This window comes from Rhizobium changzhiense (assembly GCF_013087625.1).
GTDB classification, from domain to species: Bacteria; Pseudomonadota; Alphaproteobacteria; order Rhizobiales; family Rhizobiaceae; genus Rhizobium; species Rhizobium sophorae.
Map to the genome: position 1 here is coordinate 1,526,337 of NZ_JABFCQ010000001.1, position 16,360 is coordinate 1,542,696.

The window sequence follows — 16,360 nt, forward strand, 5'->3', positions numbered from 1 at the left end:
AATCATGGGCAGCGACATCAGACGAGGCACGGCGGAAATGACGGCAGCGATGCTGATCTCGGGGACGATCGGCTGGTTCGTCGTCATGTCCGGCCAGCCGGTCATCGGCGTGGTCTTCTGGCGCTGCCTGTTCGGCGCGCTCGCCTTGCTTGTCATCTGCGGCGCTCTCGGGCTGCTGCGGCCCGGCATCATCACGCTGCGCGCCTTCGGCATCGCCACTTTCGGCGGCGTCGCCATCGTCTTGAACTGGCTACTGCTGTTTGCCTCCTACTCGCATGCGACGATCTCGATCGCGACGACCGTCTACAACACCCAGCCTTTCATGCTGCTCGTGCTCGGCGCACTCTTTCTCGGCGAGAAGATCACCGCGACCAAGCTGTTCTGGCTGGCGCTCGCCTTCGCCGGCATGGTGGCGATTGTCCAGGCAAAACCCGGTGCGGGCGGCGCTGCATTCGACGGCTACGGCCTCGGCATTCTGATGGCGCTCGGTGCGGCGTTCTTCTACGCGCTCGCAGCCCTTGCCGCGAAATGGCTGAAAGGCACGCCGCCGCATCTGATCGCGCTCATCCAGGTCGCAACCGGCATGCTGATGCTGGCGCCGATGACGGACTTTTCCCATCCGCCGGGGGATGTCGGCGCCTGGGCGATCCTCGTGACCGTCGGCGTCGTCCATACCGGGCTGATGTATGTTCTGCTCTACGGCGCAATCCAGAGGCTGCCGACGCATCTCACCGGCGCCCTGTCCTTCATCTATCCGATCGCCGCGATCCTCGTCGACCGGCTGGCCTTCGGCCACGCGCTGCAGCCGATGCAGATCGCAGGCGCGGCGATCATTCTCCTTGCCGCCGCCGGCATGAATCTCGGCTGGACGCCGCGGTGGCTGCGGCCGCGGGCGCTCGAGAGTTGAGAACCGGGCGGGCATGGCAGGCACTCCCGGGCATGGCAAGCACGCCCGGGAGATGCCGATATTATTTCTGCCCGCGCGTCGTTTCGAACAGGAACCAGGTGCGGCGCTCGCCCTCGTCGATCCAGTTCTCGATCAGGCTGGCGGTCGCGACATCATTATGCTCGTCGCAAAGTCCATGCACCTCGCGCAGCAGCGAAACGAGCTGAACGTTATCCTCGCGCAGTTCCGACAACATGTCCTCGGGCGTGACGAAATCCGCGTCGTTGTCCGAAATGCGCTGCTGGCGAGCGATCTGGCCGATGGAGCGCAGCGTCGTGCCGCCGATCTTGCGGGCACGCTCGGCAAGGTCGTCGGTCATGGCGAAGATCTGTTCCGCCTGTTCGTCGAGCAGCAGATGATAGTCGCGAAAATGCGGGCCGGACATGTGCCAATGGAAATTCTTGGTCTTCACATAAAGCGTAAAGACATCGGCGAGCAGTGCGGTCAGCGCCGCCGAAATATCGGTAGTGGCGTTGGTCGACAGGCTGGATGGCGTCTTGAGTGGCGAAAGCCTGCGGGTTTCGGCTGGCGTATGGGACATTTAATCTCTCCTTGGTGATGAAAATCTCTAGCGCCACCGGCCGGGAAAACGCGGCGGGCCGCGCTGATCGCACATTTGCAGAGAGAGAAATAGCAAGGCCGGGTCGCTTTCCAAGTGGATTATGGTCTAGCAAACCTATTCCTTATGGTTATGGACCGATCAGCGCCAAAGCATTGATGAGGAAGCGGCGCTTGCCTATAGATGGGCGGTGGAAGCCCTGAGGGTTAAGAAGATGAGCCTCACCGTCCTGATCACCTATGCCGGAGCGCTGTTCATCGCCGCGGCCATTCCGGGACCGGGGATCACCGCGATCGTCGCACGCGCGCTCGGCTCGAATTTCCGCGAGACCTTCTTCATGGGTCTCGGCCTGGTGCTCGGCGACATGACCTATCTGACAGCGGTCATTCTTGGCCTTGCCTTCGTGGCGCAAACCTTCACCGAGGTGTTCATCGCCATCAAGATCGCCGGCGTCCTCTATCTCGGTTACATCGCCTGGAAACTCTGGACGGCGGGATTGCTGCCGCAGGATATCGCGGCGCGCAAATCCACCAATATTGGTATGTCCTTCCTCTCCGGCCTGCTGGTGACGCTCGGCAATCCGAAGACGATGCTCTTCTATGTCGCCCTGGTGCCGACGCTGATCGATATCGGCAATATCGGCTTGCGAGACTATGCGCTCCTGCTCACCACCACCTTCGTGGTGCTGATCGTCGTGCTCGTGCCCTATATGCTGCTTGCCTCGCGGGCTCGCACGATGCTGAAGCAGCCTCGCGCCTTGCAGGCGCTGAACCGGGTTGCCGCCGGCATCCTCGCCGGCACGGCCGCCTTCATCGCCACGCGGGCGGCCTGAAATAAACATTCGGCAAGAAACGGTTTTCAAAGGTTTTTTTCTCTCCTGATCGCCTCTCCAGGTCGAACGCGCTCTGGCCTAGACGGGCCTTTGACCCTATTCTCCCCTCGATTTCAGGAGCAGGATTTCAAAGGGAGGCACCCATGTCGCACAAGCCCGGCCGCGGCCGCATCTATTCCTCGATCACCGAGACCATCGGCGACACGCCGCTCGTGCGCTTCGACAAGCTGGCGCGGGAAAAAGGGGTCGTGGCGAACCTGATCGGCAAGCTCGAATTCTTCAACCCGATCGCCTCCGTGAAAGACCGTATCGGCGTCGCGATGATCGAAGGCCTTGAAGCGCAAGGCAAGATCACCCCCGGCAAGACGGTGCTGATCGAGCCGACCTCCGGCAATACCGGTATCGCGCTCGCCTTTGCCGCCGCCGCCAAGGGTTATCGGCTGATCCTCACCATGCCGGAGACGATGTCGGTCGAGCGCCGCAAGATGCTGGCGCTGCTTGGCGCCGAGCTGGTGCTGACCGAGGGACCAAAGGGCATGAAGGGCGCCATCGCCAAGGCCGAAGAACTGGCGTCCTCCCTTCCGGATGCCGTCATCCCGCAGCAGTTCGAAAACCCAGATAATCCGGAGATCCACCGCAAGACGACGGCCGAGGAAATCTGGAACGATACCGACGGCACGGTCGATATCGTCGTCTCCGGCATCGGCACCGGCGGCACGATCACCGGCGTCGGACAGGTGCTGAAGAGCCGCAAGCCCGAGATCAAGATCATCGCCGTCGAGCCGGCCGATTCGCCGATCCTCTCCGGCGGCAATCCCGGCCCGCACAAAATCCAGGGCATCGGCGCCGGCTTCGCGCCGAAGATCCTCGATACCGGCATCTATGACGAAGTCGTCACCGTGACCAACGACGAGGCCTTCGAACAGGCGCGCCTGGTCGCCCGGCTCGAAGGCGTGCCGGTCGGCATCTCCTCGGGTGCGGCACTGACGGCCGCGATCAAGGTCGGCATCCGTCCCGAGAATGCCGGCAAGAACATCGTCATCATCATCCCCTCCTTCGCCGAACGCTATCTCTCGACGGCGCTGTTTGAAGGGCTGGGGAGTTGAGGCTGTATTTGGCCGGGCTTTGCCGGTCACTCGTCTTCGCAGGATATCGGGCCTGCTTCGGCGCTCTGTGAGCTGCTGATAAAGCCGACCCACTCCTCTTTCGTCATGCTCGGGCTTGTCCCGAGCATCTGCAGCCAGTTGATATGCAGCAGATCCTCGGCACAAGGCCGAGGATGACGCCGAGTAAAGGACGAGCTGCCAACAAACTGTCGGGCGCGCTTCGCGCCTCTCACGCCGCCGCCGTCAGCCTTTCGCCGGCGATGCGGTAGGAGATTGCTTCGGCGAGATGGATGCGGCCGACGGTTGGCTTGCCGTCGAGATCGGCAAGGGTGCGGGCAACCTTGAGCACGCGGTGGTAACCGCGGGCGGAGAATTTCATCTTCTCGGCGGCGTCGCGCAGCAGTTGCAGGCCGCTGGCGTCGGGCTCGGCCAGTTTCTCGATCATCGCGGTGGAGCAGCGGGCATTGGTGCCGATGCCCTTTGCGCCGGTGCTTTCGAAGCGCTCCTGCTGGATCTCGCGGGCGCGGGCGACACGGCGGGCGACGTCGGCGCTGGTTTCAGCTGCCGTGGGCCGGATGAGATCGGCAGCGGAGACGGCCGGCACGTCGATGCGGATATCGATCCGGTCCATCAGCGGGCCGGAGATGCGGGCCTGATAATCGCTCATGCAGCGCGGGCCGCGGGCACAGGTATGGCCGGGCTCGCCGGCCATGCCGCAGCGGCAGGGGTTCATCGCCGCGATCAGCTGGAATTTCGCCGGATAGGAGACGCGGTGATTGGCGCGCGCAATGACGCATTCGCCGCCTTCGAGCGGCTGGCGCAGCGCATCGAGCGCCTGCGGCGTGAATTCGGGAAACTCGTCGAGAAAGAGCACGCCGTGATGGGCAAGCGAGGCTTCGCCCGGACGGGCGCGCAGGCCGCCGCCGACCAGCGCCGCCATGGTGGCGGAGTGATGCGGGGTGCGGAAGGGCCGGCGATCGGAAAGCTTGCCGCCGGAGAGCTGGCCAGCGATCGAATGGACCATCGACACCTCCAGCAGTTCGGCGGCCGAAAGCGGCGGCAGGATCGATGGCAGCCTCGCCGCCAGCATCGACTTGCCGGAGCCCGGAGGACCGACCATCAGCAGATTATGGCCGCCGGCGGCGGCCACTTCGAGCGCGCGCTTGGCGCTTTCCTGGCCCTTGATCTCGGCAAGGTCCGGCAGGTTTGCGGCATTGGCGCGGATCGACGCCTCCGGCCTGGATAGGACCTGCGTGCCGCGGAAATGATTGGCGAGGGCGATCAGGCTGCGCGGGGCGAGAATATCGACTTCGGCGCCCGCCCAGGCGGCTTCGGCGCCGCTTTCGGCCGGGCAGATCAGCCCCTTGCCGAGCGCATTGGCGCCGATCGCAGCCGGCAGCGCGCCTGATATGGCGGCGATCGTTCCGTCGAGGTTGAGCTCGCCGACGACGACAAATTCCGACAGCGCATCGGCGGGAATGGCGCCGAGGGCGGCCATCAGGGCAAGGGCGATCGGCAGGTCGAAATGCGAGCCTTCCTTCGGCAGGTCGGCAGGCGCCAGATTGACCGTCACCCGCTTCGCCGGCAGCGCCAGGCCGGAGGCGTGGAGGGCCGCCTGCACGCGCTCGCGGCTTTCGGCAACCGCCTTGTCGGGCAGACCGACGATCTGCATGCCGACCTTGCCGGGAGCGACCATGACCTGGACCTCGACCGGCACACCTTCGATACCCTGAAATGCCACCGTACTGACACGCGCGACCATATGCCCATCCCTTGTCCCGCAAACTCTTATACCGCCCCCGGCCGTTCAGGGCCAGCGGTTGCAATCTGGCATGGAAGCTGGAATAAAACAAGAACAATCAAAGAACATAGTCAGGCATCCGCTGTGACCTTGGTTGTGCTCGGTCGCGGGACCAGAACGGTCATGAGCGGCTGGCTCAGCCGCGCTTGCGCTCGATCGCATCCCAAAGCAGCGCTGCTATATCGGCGCCGCCGAACTTCTTGACCTCGCGAATGCCTGTGGGCGAGGTGACGTTGATCTCGGTCATGTAATCGCCGATCACGTCTATGCCGACGAGCAGGAAGCCGCGCTCCCTCAGCGCCGGGCCGATGCGGGCGCAGATTTCCTGTTCGCGCGGCGTCAGTTCGGTCGCCTCGGCGCGGCCGCCGACATGCATGTTGGAGCGGCTGTCGTGTTCGGCCGGAACACGGTTGATGGCGCCGGCGAATTCGCCGTCGACCAGGATGATGCGTTTGTCGCCCTTGCGCACGTCGGGCAGATATTGCTGGGCGATGAAGGGTTCGCGGAAAAGCTGGCCGAACATTTCCAGCAGCGAAGAGAGGTTGCGGTCGTCGCGGGTCGAATGGAAGACGCCGGCGCCGCCATTGCCGTAGAGCGGCTTCAGGATGATATCGCCCATCTCGTCGCGGAAGCGGCGGATCTCGGTGGCATCCTTGGTGATCAGCGTCTTCGGCATCAGATCGGAGAATTCGGTGACGAAGATTTTTTCCGGCGAATTGCGTACCCAGGCCGGATCGTTGACGACGAGCGTCTTCGGGTGGATGCGCTCGAGCAGATGCGTCGAGGTTATATAGGCCATGTCGAAGGGCGGGTCCTGGCGTAGCAGCACGACGTCCATGGTCGAGAGATCGACGCGCTCCGGCGCGCCAAGCTCGAAGTGATCACCCTTGACGTCGCGCAGCATCATCGGCTCGACGTGGGCATAGAGCTTACCGTCGCGAAAGCTCAGGCGGTCGGGGGTATAATGGAAGAGCTTGTAGCCGCGCGCCTGGGCTTCCAGGCTCATGGCGAAGGTGGAATCACCTGCGATATTGATGCCTGCGACATGGTCCATCTGGACCGCTACATTGGTGATCTTGGCCATTTCCATCCCTCGCTGAATGCCGGACAGATGTAGGTCGGCCAGATATCAAACGCAACGGGCAATCAAGGGCTTCCGGTCGCAGTTTTCAGGCGGCGATGCCCTGGTTGCCGTTGTTGCGCAGCATGTTGCGGAGACGGTAGGCAATTGCCAATGGCTTCGGGAAGGGCTTGCGCAGGAAGGCGACCTTGCGGACGTAATTGTCGACCCGCCAGCTCGCCCAGGTTCCTCCGGCGAAAAAGGCGACGTCGCCGGCGCAGAGCGTTCGTTCGGTGCCGTCCTCGGCAGTGATATGGACCTCGCCTTCGAGGATCATCACCGTCTCGTCCCAGCCGAAGCGCCAGCGGAATTCGCCCGCCGTGCAATCCCAGATCGCCGTCAGCGAGGCCTCGTCATGGCCGCGCGAATGTTCGGCGGTGCGGGCCTGCGGATTGCCGCTGACGATCCAGTCCGGATTGATCGGTGTGGACTTCAGCGGCAGCAGATCGCTCGCATGCGCCACGAAGGATTTTCCGGCCGGCTTCGCCACCGCATACGGCACCGAGCGCGCGGCCATGGCGACCGCACTTGCAAGCATCAGCTTCCAGGCCATGAAACAACCCCAATTGTTATCCCTACCAAGACTGCGATAGCAGAGAGTCGTAAGGACCTGGTTCAAGCGGGAGCTAAAATTTTAACGATCCGGAAATCCGATGGGTCGAAAGAGGTCAGAAGGCATCCGGAAAGTGCCGCGGCAGCCGGCCGGGCATGATCGCCACGATGTCATAGCGCTGGGAAAGGCGGGCCTGATCCGCCTGGCGGGCGAGCCAGAGATCGCTTGCCGCCCGTATCCGCTTCTGCGAGGCGACAGAGACGGCATCGACCGCCGCGGCCTCGCCATGGCGGGCCTTGACCTCGACAAAGACGGCGAGATCGCCCTTGCGGGCGATGATATCGATCTCGCCGAGCCGGGTGCGGTGGCGTAGCGCCAGGATGCGATAGCCTTTCAGCATCAGGAAGGCTGCCGCGACATATTCCGACATGCGGCCCCGGCGCAGCGCCTTCCTTCTGATCGTTGCGAGATCATTATCGCCCATCGGCGTTCTTGATCTCCAGCAGGCGCTGATAGAGCACCTTGCGCGGCAGGCCGGTGAGGCGGGCCGCCTCGGTCGCGGCGCCGGCCGTCGGCATCGACTTCGACAGGTCGGCCAGCATGGCTTCGACATCGGCCTCATCGGTCTCGACCGGCTCCGGCGGACCGATCACGAGGACGATCTCGCCCTTGACGTTTTCCACCTGCTGATAATGGGCGGCAAGCTCGGCAAGCGTGCCGCGACGGAACTCTTCATAGGTCTTGGTCAGTTCGCGGCAGACGGAAGCGGGGCGCGTGGGCCCGAGCACATCGGCGGCTGCCAGAAGCGTTGCGCCGATGCGATGCGGCGATTCAAAGAAGATCAGCGTCGCGGGTACTGGTGCAAGTTCACCGAGACGGTCGCGGCGGGCCTTGTCCTTGGCCGGCAGGAAACCGGCGAAAAGAAAGGCATCGTTCGGCAGGCCGGAGCCGACGAGGGCTGCGAGCGGGGCGGAGGCGCCGGGAATGGGAATGACGCGGTACCCTGCCACTATCGCCTGCTGCGCCAGCCGATAGCCGGGATCGGAGACCAGCGGCGTGCCGGCATCGGAAACCAGCGCCACCGAACGCCCGGCTTCGAGCGCCTGCAGCAGCCTGGGACCGGCCTCGTCGGCATTGTGCTCGTGATAGGCGAAGGGGCGGTTCTGGATGCCGTAGCGGTCAAGCAGCACGCGGGTGACGCGCGTATCTTCGCAGGCAAGCACGTCGGCGCCGGCCAGCGTTTCGAGCGCCCGCAGCGTGATGTCGCCGAGATTGCCGATGGGGGTGGCGACGAGATAGAGCGCCGACTCCAGCGGCCGTGCCGGCACCGTTGCATTGTGCAGGCGGAAGCTTCGCCGGCTGGCGGCGTCCGCTGTCGTTTCCTCATTCATGCCATTTGCTTTCGTCCCGCCGGCTCGTCGCCGGCATCGAACCCTTATGGGCGAGCCGCACCGCTTCGGCAAGGGTTTGGATTTCTGTGAGCATTGCTCTGGAAAACCGCAAATGCAGGGGTGCCGGCGTCCATGCCTCTTGCAAAGCAATGCTGAAGTCTGCCATTTTGCCCGTCCACTCCCCCGGCCGCAAGCCGGGACAGCATTCTTCGGGTGCTCGACGCGCCCGGACAGTCACGGTCGAAAGCGGTAGCATCCCATGCGTATTACTATTGAGCGGTCAAACCTGTTGAAATCGCTGAACCACGTCCACCGCGTGGTCGAACGTCGCAACACGATCCCGATCCTGTCCAACGTATTGCTCAAGGCCGACGGCCAGAAGCTCGACATGAAGGCGACCGACCTCGACCTCGAAATCACCGAGGCGACACCAGCAAGCGTCGAGCAGCCCGGCGCAACCACCGTTCCCGCCCATCTTCTCTACGACATCGTGCGCAAGCTTTCCGACGGCTCGGAAGTGCTGCTTGCCACCAGCCCCGATGGCGGCGCGATGACCGTGCAGTCCGGCCGCTCGAAATTCTCGCTGCAGTGCCTGCCGGAATCGGACTTCCCTGATCTCACAGCCGGCACCTTCACGCATTCCTTCAAGCTGAAGGCGACCGATCTGAAAATGCTGATCGACCGCACGCAGTTCGCGATTTCGACGGAAGAGACGCGTTATTATCTCAACGGCATCTTCTTCCACACGATCGAGAGCAATGGCCAGCTGAAACTCAGGGCGGTTGCGACCGACGGCCACCGGCTGGCGCGCGCCGATGTCGATGCGCCCTCCGGCTCCGAGGGCATGCCCGGCATCATCATTCCGCGCAAGACGGTCGGCGAACTGCAGAAGCTGGTCGACAATCCCGAAACGACGGTGACCGTCGAGGTTTCCGACGCCAAGATCCGGCTGACGATCGGCTCGATCGTCATGACCTCGAAACTGATCGACGGCACTTTCCCGGATTATCAGCGCGTCATCCCGACCGGCAACGACAAGGAAATGCGCGTCGACTGCACGAGCTTCGCACAGGCCGTCGACCGTGTCTCGACAATCTCCTCCGAGCGTGGACGCGCCGTCAAGCTGGCGCTTTCCGAGGGGCAGTTGATGCTGACCGTCAACAATCCAGACTCCGGCAGCGCGACTGAGGAAGTCGCCGTCGGCTACGACACGGATGCGATGGAAATCGGCTTCAACGCCAAATATTTGCTCGACATCACCGCCCAGCTTTCCGGCGAGGAAGCGATCTTCCTGCTTGCCGATGCCGGCTCGCCGACACTGATCCGCGACACGGCTGGCGACGATGCGCTCTACGTGCTGATGCCGATGCGCGTCTGACCGGAACGAAGGCCGCCCGCTGCCGTTTTTCCTCCTGTCAAAACGGAGGATCTCATGGCCAAAAAGACGGGAGCGGTGCGCATCGGCATATCCGGCTGGACCTATGCGCCCTGGCGCGGCCAATTCTACCCGGAGGACCTGCCGCAGAAGCAGGAGCTTTCCTACGCCGCCCGGCACTTCCGGTCGATCGAAATCAACGGCACATTCTACAGCTTGCAGCGGCCCGAAAGCTTCGGCCGCTGGCGCGATGAAACGCCGGATGATTTCGTCTTCGCGGTCAAGGGACCGCGCTTCATCACCCATATGCTGCGGCTGCGCGATATCGAGACGGCGCTCGCCAATTTCCTCGCCTCCGGCCTGCTGCGGCTTGGCCCCAAGCTCGGGCCGATCCTCTGGCAATTCCCGCCGAACATGGCCTTCGATCCTGATCTTTTCGAGAATTTCCTGGCGTTGTTGCCGCATAATGGGGAAACGGCGGCAGACCTGGCCCGGCGGCACGACGGACACGTCAAGGGGCGAGCCTGGCTTGAAAGCGACGGGCACCAGCCGATCCGCCACGCGCTCGAAATCCGCCACGAGAGTTTCCGCTCGCCGGCTTTCATCGAGATGCTCAGGCGTCACAAGGTCGCGCTTGTCTGTGCCGATACGGTGAAATGGCCGCTGCTGATGGATATCACCGCCGATTTCGTCTATTGCCGCCTGCATGGCTCCGAAAAGCTCTATGTCAGCGGCTATGAGGACGAAGCACTCGACATCTGGGCGCAACGCATCCGCGCCTGGGCCACGGGCGGAGAACCCGAGAATGCGACGCGGGTGCTGGCGCCTCTACCGGCGTGCAACAAGGGCCGCGACGTCTATCTCTATTTCGACAATACCGACGTGAAGCTGCGTGCTCCAGTCGACGCCGATCACTTGAGCGAAAAGCTCGCCGATCTCATGCCGGGTTCAGCGCCGAAAGCTGCATGAACTGTTGACGCCGATGTTCTTGTTGCGAAAATCCTTGTCCCTTAAGCGACAAGCGGCATATTAAGGCATTCGATCAACATGCAGATGGGTGGAGAATGCGCTTACGGGTCAAGGTGAAGGAACGGCTGGGCAAGAAGTTCGACGACGAGATCCGCTTCTTCCGAGGCATGATGCAGGGGCCGAAGACGGTGGGCTCGATCGTACCGACCTCCTCGATCACGGCGAAGCGCATGGCAAGCGTCATCGACACCAATTCCGGCCTGCCGGTGCTCGAACTCGGACCGGGCACCGGCGCCATCACCAAGGCCATTCTCGGCCGCGGCGTGAGGCCGGAAAATCTGGTCGCGATCGAATATTCGACGGATTTCCACCAACATCTGCTGCGGACCTATCCCGGCGTGCACTTCATCAACGGCGACGCTTTCGATCTCAAGACCACGCTCGGCGATTACGGCGACCGGACATTCGATTGCGTCATCTCGTGCATTCCGCTGCTGAACTTCCCGATGGCAATGCGGGTCTCGCTGCTCGAAAACCTGCTCGATCGCCTGCCTGCCGGGCGGCCGGTGGTGCAGATTTCCTACGGCGCGATCTCGCCGATCGCTGCCAACGCCGATCGTTACAGCATTCATCATTTTGATTTCGTCGTGCGCAATATTCCTCCAGCTCAACTCTGGATCTATCGGCGAGGATAAGTGTTCGGACTCTATATCACCCACCCCCAGGTCAAAATCGACCCACAGGTTCCCGTTCCCAAGTGGGGTCTCTCCGACATCGGCGCTGAGCGTGCCCGTAAGGCTGCGTCGAGCAATTGGGCGAAACGGCTGACCCGCATCATCTCCAGCGACGAGACGAAAGCGATCGAAACCGCGGAAATCCTGGCCGAAGCCGCGGGCGTGACAATCGAGATCGTGCATGGCACGCATGAGAACGATCGCTCTGCCACGGGCTTTCTGCCGCCGGACAAGTTCGAAGAGGCAGCCAACTGGTTCTTCGCTCACCCGCAGGAGAGCTTCAGGGGCTGGGAGCGGGCCGCCGATGCGCAGGCCCGCATCGTCGCGGCCGTCAACACCGTTCTGGCCACGCATGATGCGGCAGCACCGATCGCCTTCGTCGGCCATGGCGGCGTCGGCACGCTGCTCAAATGCCATCTGGCGGGCAGGCCGATTGGCCGCGACCGCGACCAGCCTGGCGGCGGCGGCAATCTCTATGCTTTCGGTCTTGCGGATCGGCGCTTATCATGCGACTGGACACCCATCGAAGACTGGCAGGGGTGACTTCAGATGGACGCACGCGAGCGGTTGATCGTCGGCCTGGATGTTCCAACGATCGGCGAGGCGGAAAGACTGGTTTCCACGCTCGGCGACGACATTCTCTTCTATAAGATCGGCTATCAGCTGGTCTTTGCCGGCGGCCTGGAATTCGCCCGCGATCTTGCCGCAAGCGGCAAGAAGATCTTTCTCGACATGAAGCTGCTCGACATCGACAACACCGTTGCCTCCGGCGTCGAGAACATCGTCAAGATGGGCATGTCGATGCTGACGCTGCACGCCTATCCGAAAGCGATGAAGGCGGCGGTCGAGGCCGCGTCCGGCTCCGGCCTCTGCCTGCTCGGCGTGACCGTGCTGACCTCGATGGATGCCGATGACCTTGCCGATGCCGGCTACAGCCAGGATCCGCACAGCCTGGTGCTGCGCCGCGCCGAACAGGCGCGCGCCGCCGGCATGGGCGGTATCGTCTGCTCGGCGGAGGAAGCGGCTGCGGTGCGCGAGATCGTCGGACCCGACATGGCAATCGTCACCCCCGGCATTCGCCCTGATGGTAGCGACAAAGGCGACCAGAAGCGGGTGATGACGCCTTTCGACGCGCTGAAGGCAGGAGCGACGCATCTTGTCGTCGGCCGGCCTGTCGTCAAGGCGCCGGATCCCCGCGATGCCGCCCGCGCGATCCTCAGCGAAATGGTGAGCGCGCTCTGGCCGGCAAACCGCTAAATTAAAGGGAGAAGACCATGGCCAAAGGATACTGGATCGCCCGCGTCGACGTTCGCGATGCCGAGCGCTACAAGGATTACGTGGCGGCGGCCAAGCCGGCCTTCGAAAAATATGGCGCCAATTTCCTGGCGCGCGGTGGCGCCTTTACCGAACTCGAGGGCAAGGCGCGCGTCCGCAACGTGGTGATCGAATTCCCCTCGATGCAGCATGCCGTCGACTGCTATAATTCGCCGGAATACCAGGTCGCCGCGAAAATCCGCCAGGAAGTCGCGGATGCGGAAATGGTCGTCGTCGAGGGCGTCTGATCGACGTCACATCTTAAAAAACTGACGGCGTGATGGGCCTTCCCGTCGCGTCGGGATTCGGCTAAGACGAGAGCCAATTCAGCATCCCGCAAAGCCTTTCGAGGAGCCTGCCATGACCCTTGCCAACCTGCCGCCGCTCGTCACCGTGTTCGGAGGGTCCGGCTTCGTGGGCAGGCACGTGGTTCGGGCGCTGGCCAAGCGCGGCTATAACATCCGCGTCGCAGTGCGCCGTCCCGATCTCGCCGGCTTCCTGCAGCCGCTCGGCAATGTCGGCCAGATCTCCTTCGTGCAGGCGAACCTGCGCTACCGCAGCTCGATCGACCGCGCCGTCGACGGTGCGAGCCACGTCGTCAACTGCGTCGGCATTCTGCATGAGACCGGCCGCAACACTTTCGACGCCGTGCAGGAATTCGGCGCTCGTGCGATTGCCGAAGCGACGCGCGGCGCAGGTGCGACGCTGACGCATATTTCGGCGATCGGCGCCGACGCGAAATCCGATTCCGACTATGGCCGCACCAAGGGTCGCGCCGAAACGGCCATCCTCTCAATCAAGCCCGATGCGGTGATCTTCCGTCCGTCGATCGTCTTTGGACCGGAAGACAGCTTCTTCAACAAGTTTGCCGAGATGGCGCGCATATCGCCGATCCTGCCGCTCGTCGGCGGTGGCAAGACGAAATTCCAGCCTGTCTATGTCGAGGATGTCGCCGAGGCCGTCGCCCGCGCCGTCGACGGCAAGGTTGCCGGCGGCAAGGTCTATGAGCTTGGCGGGCCTGAGGTGCTGAGCTTCCGCGAATGTCTCGAAACGATGCTGAAGGTGACGTGCCGCAAGAACCCGCTGGTATCCCTGCCCTTCAGCATCGCTTCGATGATCGGCAGCATCGCCTCGCTGGTCCCCTTCATAACGCCGCCGATCACGCCGGATCAGGTGCGCCTGCTGAAGCGCGACAACATCGTCTCCCGGGAAGCTGAGGCGGAAGGCCGCACGCTGAAGGGCCTCGGCATCGCGCCCACCATGGTGGCATCGGTGCTCGGCTCCTATCTCGTGCACTATCGTCCGCACGGCCAATACACCGGCACCGGCAAGGCCGCCTGACCATCTTTTCCACATGATGAAACTTGGCCGTCTGCGGATGTCGCGGGCGGCCTTTTGACGTTGCCGTGTCCCGCAAAGCCCGGCGCAAGTTTGAAGTGTTCTGGTGCTCGGCATATTCAGTAGCGTTGCATAAAAGACGCATCGGAATTTTTGTGGAATTAACGCCAAATTTAGCAGGAACGTTTATTGCTATTTGTCATTCCACTGACTACCAAACCCGCGCGTCTTCCAACGGACTCAACGCCTGCGAAAAGCGTGCGGCAATCACTGTGAAAGGCATTTCTCGATGGGCAAGTCAATCGCGCTCCTGTTTGCGTGTGCGGCGCTGGTTATCCTTGCAGGCTCTTTCGTTGCGCCCGGTTCGGTCGCGGCGGTAAAGGGCGATTGCTCGCCGGCCTACGGCGTCGATCCTTGCTCTACGGCCTCGATCATCCACTAGCAAAAGGACTGGCGTTGGCGCCGCCATTCTTATTAAAGACAAGAAGGTTAACCCGAACGCCTGATTTAAGGCGCTTGAAATGCGGGTACCGTCCGGCAATATCAAACGGCGCGGGCGTGCGCCACTTAGGTCATTGCAAAACTGCCCCTTGTAATACACTTTCAAAACAGCTGTGGTCGGATGGCTTTTTGAGAGGTTGAAAAGATGTTGCAGGTGCCACAAGAGACCGAACGCCTCGCGCGGCTCGTCGCCGACCGCACGGGGCGAAGCGCCGAAGACGTCGTTCGCATCGCGATCGAGCGTGAAGCCATCACCTTCGGAGTGCTCGATAAGCCGAAGCACCGGATGACGGCGGAGGAGATGCTCGCCTTCGGAGATAGGATTGAGGCCATGCCCGTGCTCGATCCGCGCAGTCCTCAAGAGATCATGGACGACTTAAACGCAGTATGATCGTCATCGACACGTCTGCTCTGATCGCCATCTTCGAGAAAGAAGCCGACGCGGCGACTTATGCCGGCGCGATCGCCAACGCCGACCGATTGGTCATGTCGGCGCTGAATGTCTATGAAACCGCGATGGTCCTCCGCTCTCGCCGCGGCGAGGCGGCGGTCAATCAGCTCTGGATCTATCTGGACGAAGCGCAGGTCGAGATCGCCGCATTCGATCGAGAGCAGGCCCGATTGGCGGCCATAGCTTTCGGACGATTCGGCAAAGGAATTCATTCGAAAGCTAAACTCAACCTTGCCGATTGTGCTGCCTACGCGCTGGCGAAGAGCCTATCTCTACCCCTCCTCTTCAAAGGCGACGACTTCGCCCATACGGATATCGAACCATGGCATTGATCACGGATTTCGACCCGTGATCAAACGGCGCAGGCAAGCTTCGCAGAATCGTCAGCCCCGATAGGGCACCTTGCATTCGCGCCGGGAGTTGCGCGAATGCAAAGCGGAACGGATGTCTCAGGCAATCAAGCCGGTCGCGGCCATGCCGAGCAGCAAAACACCGAGAATGATGCGGTAGATGGCAAACAGCGTAAACCGGTTGCTTCTGATATAGGCCAGCAGCCATTTGACGGCGATGAAAGCGACGATCGTGGACACGACGAAGGCGATGCCGAGCGCCGTCCAGTCTTCGCCCGCCGCTCCGCCATCCCTGAACGTCTTCAGCAATTCATAGCCGCTTGCGGCGTACATTGTGGGTATGCCGACGAGAAAGGCGAATTCGGTCGCCGCGGCGCGGTTGCCCGTGCCTGCCAGCATGGCGACGAAGATCGTGGCGCCAGAGCGCGACGTTCCCGGGAAGACGCCGGCAACGATCTGGGCGATGCCGACCAGGATGGCGACAAGCCAGGTGATCTCTTTATGGGGCGGCCTGCGCGCAGCGGCCCACTCGGCAAAGATCATCCAGATACCGCCGATGATGAGCGCCCAGGCGATCGGTGTCGCGGTCTCCGGCAGTTCAAAGCCGAGCTTCTTGACGACCAGTCCGAGAATGGCGGTGATGAGAAAGGCGACGATCAGCTTGGCGGCATAATCGCGGTTGGCAGGGTCGCGCCAGCCAAGCACCAGATCCACCAGACGACGCCAGTAAATGATGGTGACGGCGAGGATGGCGCCCGCCTGAATGACGATATTGAACATGTCCGACCGGTGGCCGAGCCATTGTTCCGCAATGATCAGGTGGCCGGTGCTCGAGATCGGCAGAAACTCGGTGATCCCCTCTATGATACCGAGAATGACAGCACTGATATAATCCATATATTGTCTCCGGTTTAAAGTTCGGCCGGGCCTGAGCGCTTGGGTCGATCAGGCCGCCGCTTCCATTCGTTCATTAGACCGTGTTTCGCCATCGTCAGATGGGGTAAAATCCGATTCGCTTGT

Annotated in this window: 21 protein-coding genes; 13 read left to right on the plus strand and 8 right to left on the minus strand. The window is 62.4% G+C overall.

The window, feature by feature from the left end; all coding sequences use genetic code 11:
- The first annotated feature begins 4 nt into the window (after window positions 1–4).
- The gene (locus G9X68_RS07620; RefSeq protein WP_168314645.1) at window positions 5–907 is read left to right on the plus strand and encodes a DMT family transporter; all 903 of its coding nucleotides are present in this window, start codon (window positions 5–7) and stop codon (window positions 905–907) included.
- Between the two features lie 61 nt (window positions 908–968).
- Here G9X68_RS07620 and G9X68_RS07625 read toward each other — a convergent pair whose 3' ends face one another.
- Window positions 969–1,487: a Dps family protein gene (locus G9X68_RS07625; protein WP_168314646.1), complete on the minus strand. Its 519-nt coding sequence runs from the start codon at window positions 1,485–1,487 to the stop codon at window positions 969–971.
- Between the two features lie 232 nt (window positions 1,488–1,719).
- Here G9X68_RS07625 and G9X68_RS07630 point away from each other — a divergent pair, with 232 nt between their 5' ends.
- Window positions 1,720–2,337: a LysE family translocator gene (locus G9X68_RS07630; protein WP_171601873.1), complete on the plus strand. Its 618-nt coding sequence runs from the start codon at window positions 1,720–1,722 to the stop codon at window positions 2,335–2,337.
- Between the two features lie 143 nt (window positions 2,338–2,480).
- A complete protein-coding gene (gene cysK / locus G9X68_RS07635) occupies window positions 2,481–3,443 on the plus strand; it encodes a cysteine synthase A (protein WP_003544751.1) in 963 nt (320 codons plus the stop codon).
- 229 nt (window positions 3,444–3,672) lie between these two features.
- Here cysK and G9X68_RS07640 read toward each other — a convergent pair whose 3' ends face one another.
- From G9X68_RS07640 to G9X68_RS07665, 6 genes are all read right to left on the minus strand, one after another.
- The gene (locus tag G9X68_RS07640; protein ID WP_171601874.1) at window positions 3,673–5,205 is read right to left on the minus strand and encodes a YifB family Mg chelatase-like AAA ATPase; all 1,533 of its coding nucleotides are present in this window, start codon (window positions 5,203–5,205) and stop codon (window positions 3,673–3,675) included.
- A 175-nt stretch (window positions 5,206–5,380) separates the two neighbouring features.
- A complete protein-coding gene (gshB, locus tag G9X68_RS07645) occupies window positions 5,381–6,328 on the minus strand; it encodes a glutathione synthase (RefSeq protein ID WP_168314649.1) in 948 nt (315 codons plus the stop codon).
- 85 nt (window positions 6,329–6,413) lie between these two features.
- Entirely contained in the window at window positions 6,414–6,917 is a 504-nt protein-coding gene (locus tag G9X68_RS07650; protein ID WP_171601875.1) for a cupin domain-containing protein, read from the minus strand.
- A gap of 115 nt (window positions 6,918–7,032) precedes the next feature.
- Window positions 7,033–7,401, minus strand: a complete 369-nt coding sequence (locus G9X68_RS07655) for a YraN family protein (protein WP_168308001.1) — start codon at window positions 7,399–7,401, stop codon at window positions 7,033–7,035.
- Window positions 7,391–8,308 carry a 16S rRNA (cytidine(1402)-2'-O)-methyltransferase gene (gene rsmI / locus G9X68_RS07660; protein WP_171601876.1) on the minus strand — a complete coding sequence of 306 codons (918 nt, stop codon included), beginning with the start codon at window positions 8,306–8,308 and terminating at the stop codon, window positions 7,391–7,393. Before rsmI ends, G9X68_RS07655 begins: the two co-directional genes overlap by 11 nt.
- The gene (locus G9X68_RS07665; protein ID WP_168314398.1) at window positions 8,301–8,474 is read right to left on the minus strand and encodes a methyltransferase; all 174 of its coding nucleotides are present in this window, start codon (window positions 8,472–8,474) and stop codon (window positions 8,301–8,303) included. The genes rsmI and G9X68_RS07665 overlap by 8 nt, the downstream gene beginning before the upstream one ends.
- 93 nt (window positions 8,475–8,567) lie before the next feature.
- On the opposite strand from G9X68_RS07665, the gene dnaN reads away from it, so the two are divergent.
- The 10 genes from dnaN to G9X68_RS07715 all read left to right on the plus strand — a co-directional run bounded on the left by dnaN (window position 8,568) and on the right by G9X68_RS07715 (window position 15,322).
- Complete coding sequence (gene dnaN / locus G9X68_RS07670; RefSeq protein WP_003555981.1) at window positions 8,568–9,686, plus strand: DNA polymerase III subunit beta; 1,119 nt, start codon at window positions 8,568–8,570, stop codon at window positions 9,684–9,686.
- A 54-nt stretch (window positions 9,687–9,740) separates the two neighbouring features.
- On the plus strand, window positions 9,741–10,652 hold the full coding sequence (locus tag G9X68_RS07675) for a DUF72 domain-containing protein (protein WP_171601877.1): 912 nt from the start codon (window positions 9,741–9,743) through the stop codon (window positions 10,650–10,652).
- 95 nt (window positions 10,653–10,747) lie between these two features.
- The gene (gene pmtA / locus G9X68_RS07680) at window positions 10,748–11,347 is read left to right on the plus strand and encodes a phospholipid N-methyltransferase PmtA (protein ID WP_171601878.1); all 600 of its coding nucleotides are present in this window, start codon (window positions 10,748–10,750) and stop codon (window positions 11,345–11,347) included.
- Window positions 11,348–11,929 carry a histidine phosphatase family protein gene (locus tag G9X68_RS07685; protein ID WP_171601879.1) on the plus strand — a complete coding sequence of 194 codons (582 nt, stop codon included), beginning with the start codon at window positions 11,348–11,350 and terminating at the stop codon, window positions 11,927–11,929.
- Between the two features lie 6 nt (window positions 11,930–11,935).
- Window positions 11,936–12,643, plus strand: a complete 708-nt coding sequence (pyrF, locus tag G9X68_RS07690; protein WP_171601880.1) for an orotidine-5'-phosphate decarboxylase — start codon at window positions 11,936–11,938, stop codon at window positions 12,641–12,643.
- Window positions 12,644–12,660: 17 nt separating this feature from the next.
- A complete protein-coding gene (locus G9X68_RS07695; protein WP_171601881.1) occupies window positions 12,661–12,948 on the plus strand; it encodes a DUF1330 domain-containing protein in 288 nt (95 codons plus the stop codon).
- 112 nt (window positions 12,949–13,060) lie between these two features.
- On the plus strand, window positions 13,061–14,041 hold the full coding sequence (locus G9X68_RS07700) for a complex I NDUFA9 subunit family protein (protein WP_171601882.1): 981 nt from the start codon (window positions 13,061–13,063) through the stop codon (window positions 14,039–14,041).
- Between the two features lie 286 nt (window positions 14,042–14,327).
- The gene (locus tag G9X68_RS07705; protein WP_003544729.1) at window positions 14,328–14,480 is read left to right on the plus strand and encodes a hypothetical protein; all 153 of its coding nucleotides are present in this window, start codon (window positions 14,328–14,330) and stop codon (window positions 14,478–14,480) included.
- Between the two features lie 204 nt (window positions 14,481–14,684).
- Entirely contained in the window at window positions 14,685–14,930 is a 246-nt protein-coding gene (locus tag G9X68_RS07710; protein WP_171601883.1) for a type II toxin-antitoxin system VapB family antitoxin, read from the plus strand.
- The gene (locus G9X68_RS07715) at window positions 14,927–15,322 is read left to right on the plus strand and encodes a type II toxin-antitoxin system VapC family toxin (RefSeq protein WP_171601884.1); all 396 of its coding nucleotides are present in this window, start codon (window positions 14,927–14,929) and stop codon (window positions 15,320–15,322) included. Before G9X68_RS07710 ends, G9X68_RS07715 begins: the two co-directional genes overlap by 4 nt.
- A 117-nt stretch (window positions 15,323–15,439) precedes the next feature.
- Here G9X68_RS07715 and G9X68_RS07720 read toward each other — a convergent pair whose 3' ends face one another.
- Entirely contained in the window at window positions 15,440–16,237 is a 798-nt protein-coding gene (locus tag G9X68_RS07720; protein ID WP_171601885.1) for an undecaprenyl-diphosphate phosphatase, read from the minus strand.
- Window positions 16,238–16,360: the final 123 nt, after the last annotated feature.